Source organism: Streptomyces sp. NPDC088124 (assembly GCF_040685895.1).
Classification (GTDB): domain Bacteria; phylum Actinomycetota; class Actinomycetes; order Streptomycetales; family Streptomycetaceae; genus Streptomyces.
The window spans coordinates 1-4,433 of the sequence record NZ_JBFBJB010000127.1 but is presented as its reverse complement, the minus strand read 5'-3'; the positions used below and the strand labels follow the sequence as shown (position 1 = coordinate 4,433).

Annotated in this window: 4 protein-coding genes and 1 pseudogene; 4 read left to right on the top strand and 1 reads right to left on the bottom strand. The window is 71.0% G+C overall.

What is annotated here, in order from left to right:
• Positions 1 to 278, bottom strand: a 278-nt coding sequence (locus AB0P17_RS43120) for a Rieske 2Fe-2S domain-containing protein (protein ID WP_365820581.1), incomplete at its 3' end; no start/stop codon positions are given.
• Between the two features lie 389 nt (positions 279 to 667).
• On the opposite strand from AB0P17_RS43120, the gene AB0P17_RS43115 reads away from it, so the two are divergent.
• The 4 genes and pseudogenes from AB0P17_RS43115 (at position 668) to AB0P17_RS43100 (ending at position 4,282) form a co-directional block, all read left to right on the top strand.
• Entirely contained in the window at positions 668 to 2,047 is a 1,380-nt protein-coding gene (locus tag AB0P17_RS43115; RefSeq protein ID WP_365820579.1) for a DEAD/DEAH box helicase, read from the top strand.
• Positions 2,048 to 2,204: 157 nt separating this feature from the next.
• Positions 2,205 to 2,381, top strand: a pseudogene (locus tag AB0P17_RS43110) (DUF1772 domain-containing protein); the annotation flags it as partial.
• Between the two features lie 290 nt (positions 2,382 to 2,671).
• Positions 2,672 to 3,493, top strand: a complete 822-nt coding sequence (locus AB0P17_RS43105) for a lipase family protein (RefSeq protein WP_365820577.1) — start codon at positions 2,672 to 2,674, stop codon at positions 3,491 to 3,493.
• 72 nt (positions 3,494 to 3,565) lie between these two features.
• Entirely contained in the window at positions 3,566 to 4,282 is a 717-nt protein-coding gene (locus AB0P17_RS43100; protein ID WP_365820575.1) for a DUF5995 family protein, read from the top strand.
• Positions 4,283 to 4,433 lie beyond the last annotated feature (151 nt).

Sequence of the window (4,433 nt, the reverse complement as noted above, 5' to 3'; positions counted from 1 at the left end):
AACCAGAACGCCCAACACCGTCCGGGGCGTTCGGCTGAGCACGAGCACGAGCCCTGGCAACAGGACTCACTCCCACTCAGTCTCCAGGAACGGTAACGCCGGTGCACACAGCGGTCGGCGAGAGCGACCACCTCGCCGGGCGCCCCGGCGCGGGCCTCGGTGCGGTAGAACGCGATCGGCTCGTCCAGGATCGTACGCCCGAGCAGTTCCCGGCCGACCTCACGGGCGTAGGCCGCGACGTACCACTGGTTCCTGGCGAATGCGGTGATGTGCGGCATGGGCCTGCTCCCGACTCTGTGATGGCGCCATTGTCCGAAAGCCCGTCACAGGGACGCAATAGGGACGCGATACGGCTTCCGCCGTACGGAAGGTGCGAGGGGAAAGGCAGGTTCGGAGAGTTGATCCGGAAACGCCGTGGTACTCGACCGACGATCCGCACAGCCGGGTCCGGCCGTTGTTCCGCGGCCGGGCGGCGCCGCCGTGGGCGGCCCGGGCGGTGCGCCCCGTGCTAGCGTGGAGCGTTTGCAGCGTCGCTGTGTCGGTGCCCGGTTCACGGTCTCCCCGGCCGGTGGCCGCGTCCCCGCCGCGCCTTCCTCGGTACGGTCCCTTCGGAGGAAGGCTCTCTGTGAGCGAATCAGTACGTGTCGATGCCCGGCAGCCGGATGAGATGTCAGAGGTGTCGGACGCCACCACCGCTCCGCCCCCGACGGCGTCCTTCGCGGAGCTGGGGCTGCCGGCCGAAATCCTGCGGGCGCTCGAAGAGCACGGTGTGACGGTGCCCTTCCCCATCCAGGCGGCGGCACTGCCCAACGCGATCGCGGGACGGGACGTCCTGGGCCGGGGCCGCACCGGATCCGGCAAGACGCTCGCCTTCGGCCTGGGAGTGCTCGCCCGGACGGCCGGGCGGCGCGCGCGGCCCAAGGAGCCGCTGGCGCTCGTTCTGGTACCGACCAGGGAACTGGCCCAGCAGGTCGGTGAGGCGCTCACCCCGTACGCCGAGGCGCTGCGGCTGCGGCTCGCGACCGTGGTGGGCGGGGTGTCCGTCGGACGGCAGGCCGCCGTGCTGCGGGACGGCGCCGAGATCGTCGTCGCCACGCCCGGCCGACTGCACGACCTCATCGACCGCAAGGGATGCCGACTGGGACAGGTGCGCATCACGGTCCTGGACGAGGCCGACCAGATGTGTGACATGGGGTTCCTCCCACAGGTCACCGAAGCCCTGGACCAGGTGCGTCCCGACGGGCAGCGCATGCTGTTCTCCGCCACCCTGGACCGCGATGTCGACCAGCTGGTGCGGGACTACCTGCGCGACCCCGCCGTCCACTCCGTGGACCCCTCGTCCAGCGCGGTCTGCGCGATCGAGCACCACGTCTTCGCGGTGCACGGCCCGGACCGGTACGCCGTGACCACGGAGATCGCCGCCCGGGACGGCCGCGTCCTGCTGTTCCTGGATACCAAGCACGGTGTCGATCAGCTCACGCGGCATCTGCGGGCCAGCGGTGTGGCGGCCGCCGCCCTGCACAGCGGGAAGTCCCAGCCACAGCGCACCCGGACCTTGGCCCAGTTCAAGAATGGGCAGGTCACGGCCCTGGTCGCGACGAACGTCGCTGCGCGCGGCCTGCATGTCGACGACCTCGACCTCGTGGTCAATGTGGACCCGGCCACCGACCCCAAGGACTATCTGCACCGCGCGGGCCGGACGGCCCGGGCCGGCCGCTCCGGCACCGTCGTGACGCTCGTCCTGCCGGGACAGCGCCGCGAGACGAGCCAGGTCATGGCGGACGCCGACGTCGCCCCCAAGGTCACCACCGTGCGATCCGGCGAGGCGGAGCTGAGCCGGATCACCGGCGCCAAGGCCCCCTCCGGAACGCCCCTCGACGGCGGGCCCGCCGCGCCGCGGCCCAAGAACCACAACGTCCCGTTCCGTGGCCTGGGCAGCACCAAGGACGCGAAGAGCGGCTCCGGCGGCAGGCCGTCCCGCAGGAGCAGCGAGGCCCACAAGCTCGCGGAGGCCCGCAAGGCGGCCCGGGTGCGGCGCGGCGGCTGATCCCGGCTCGGGCCGGACCCGAGCCCGGATCCGTACCCGGCCCGGGCACACGCGCGCTCGCCGCCCCGGACCGGCTCACCGGGCGTGCGGGATGAAGCGGTCGACCAGGAGGGTGAGGCGGTCGGCGACCCGGTCGGCGGGGAGGCGTCCGGTGTGGGTGATGTCGGTCCTGCTGCTGGTGCCGATCAACGCGCGGGTCGCGACCTGGTCGCACGAGGGCGTACCCGGGGACTGGAAGGAGCAGATGGGACGGTGGGACCGGTTCCACCACGTCCGGGTGGCGGTCATCGTGCTCGCCTTCGCGCTCTTCGCGGTCGCTGTCGTCCAGGGCTAGTGCCGCGACCGGCAATGTTTGCCCGATGGGGCAAAGCTTGCCGGGAGGGGCACTAGCCAGGGTCGCGCCGGGCAGGGCTCACTGCCCGTGGTTCCGTCAGCCACCGGTGTGGTGCGCTGCGCCGGTGGCAGGGGAAGGCGTAGCCCGTCCGGATCCCGGCAGGCGTGTCGGTCCGGCGCCAGGACCGTGCCGGTGCGAAGTTTCCCTCACTGTCCGTGGCGGAAGTGGCTGTGTGCGACCGGTGGGGTCGCCGGGCCTTCCTCGCCGCCGTGAAGGAAGGAACCTTCCCCGTGACCGCCCCCGTCGTGATCGACCAGCGCTCGACCGCCTACAGCCCGGAGCGTGCCTACTGGCTGGCCCTGGCGTCCGAACTCGCCTACCAGGACGAGGCCACCATCGAACGTCAGGCCCGTGAGTGGGGCTTCGACCGGGTGCGCCACCACGAGACCCGCTTCACTCCGCCGTTCCCGCTGCAGGACACCCAGGCGTACACCATGGCCGGCGACGACATGATCGTCACCGCGTTCCGCGGCACGGAGCCGCAGCAGATCGAGGACTGGCTCACCGACGCCACCACGCCGCCGAGCCCCGGCCCGGGCGGCACCGGCTACGTCCACCACGGCTTCGCCGAGGCACTGGAATCGATCTTTCCCGATGTCCGCGCCGCCCACGACGAACTGCGCGGGAACAACCAGAGCGTGTGGTTCACCGGTCACAGCCTCGGCGGCGCGCTGGCCATGCTCGCCGGCGCCCGGATGTACCTGGAGAACCCGAAGCTGACCGCCGACGGCGTCTACACCTACGGCCAGCCCCGCACCTGCGACCGGATCCTGGCCACGGCGTACAACAAGGGTTTCGGCCGCCGCATGTACCGCTTCGTCAACAACAACGACATCGTCCCCCAACTGCCGCCCGAGCCCGTCTTCACCCATGTCGACGCCCTGCGCCACATCGACTCCAACGGAAAGATCCGCGAGTCGATGTCGCTGATGGGCGGCCTCGCCGACCGTGCCGCCGGGCTGACCGCCGACGCCCTCGCCCCGGCCACGGACGGGATCCGCGACCACGCGATGCGCAGCTACCTGTCCGCCCTGGAGAAGAACCTTCCCTGACCGCGTCCCCCCCCCGGCCGACCCCGCACCTCCTCGCCTCCTCGCCCCCTCGCCTCCGAAGGAGAACCATTCATGGCCACCGTCACGAACGCGCCCACCACCATCGACGAAGCCATCGCCCGTATGCGGCAGATCGGCGCCGATCTCGACCCGAGCGACGGCGTCGGCTGCTTCAACCGCATGTACCTGAAGGTCACCGAACTGGTGAAGCGGAACGTCACCGAAGGCACCTTCCAGGACAGTGCGTTCCTGGAGCGCATGGACGTCATCTTCGCCGGGATGTACCTGCGCAACGTCGACGCGGCGCTCGCGGGCCGTCCCGTCGACGCGGCCTGGGCGCCGCTGTTCCGGGCCCGCGGCAACCACGTCATCTGGCCGGTCCAGTTCGCCTTCGCCGGCATGAACGCGCACATCAACCACGACCTCGCCGTCGCCGTCGTCGAGACCTGCACGGAACGCCGCACCACCCCCGGCACCCCTCCGGTCCACCAGGACTACGAGAAGGTCAACGAGCTGCTCGGGAGCGTCGAGGCGGAGGTGCGCGCCGAGTTCGAGATCCAGATCGTCAAGGTCGCCACCCAGGACGCGGAGACGCTCAAGCACGCGGTGAGCAAATTCTCCATGGCCGCCGCCCGGGAAGCCGCCTGGAACACCGCCCAGGTCCTGTGGCGCGAGAAGAACGGCATCAACCCGATGGCCTACAGCGGCCACGAGATCGCCCTCGGGGAAGCCGTCGGCGTCGTCGGCGAGAGCATCCTGCTGCCCGTCGTCCCCCCGCCGCCGGCCTAGGACATCCGGGACCTCCGGAGAAATCGCGGTACGGGGGCGTGCGCCACGCGGACGGCGAATGTCCCCGGACCCAGGCGCTCAGACGTGTCTCGTCGACGGCGATGAAGATTCCTTCGCCGTAGGTCTCCACGGCAGGCAGCCATTGAGGGCG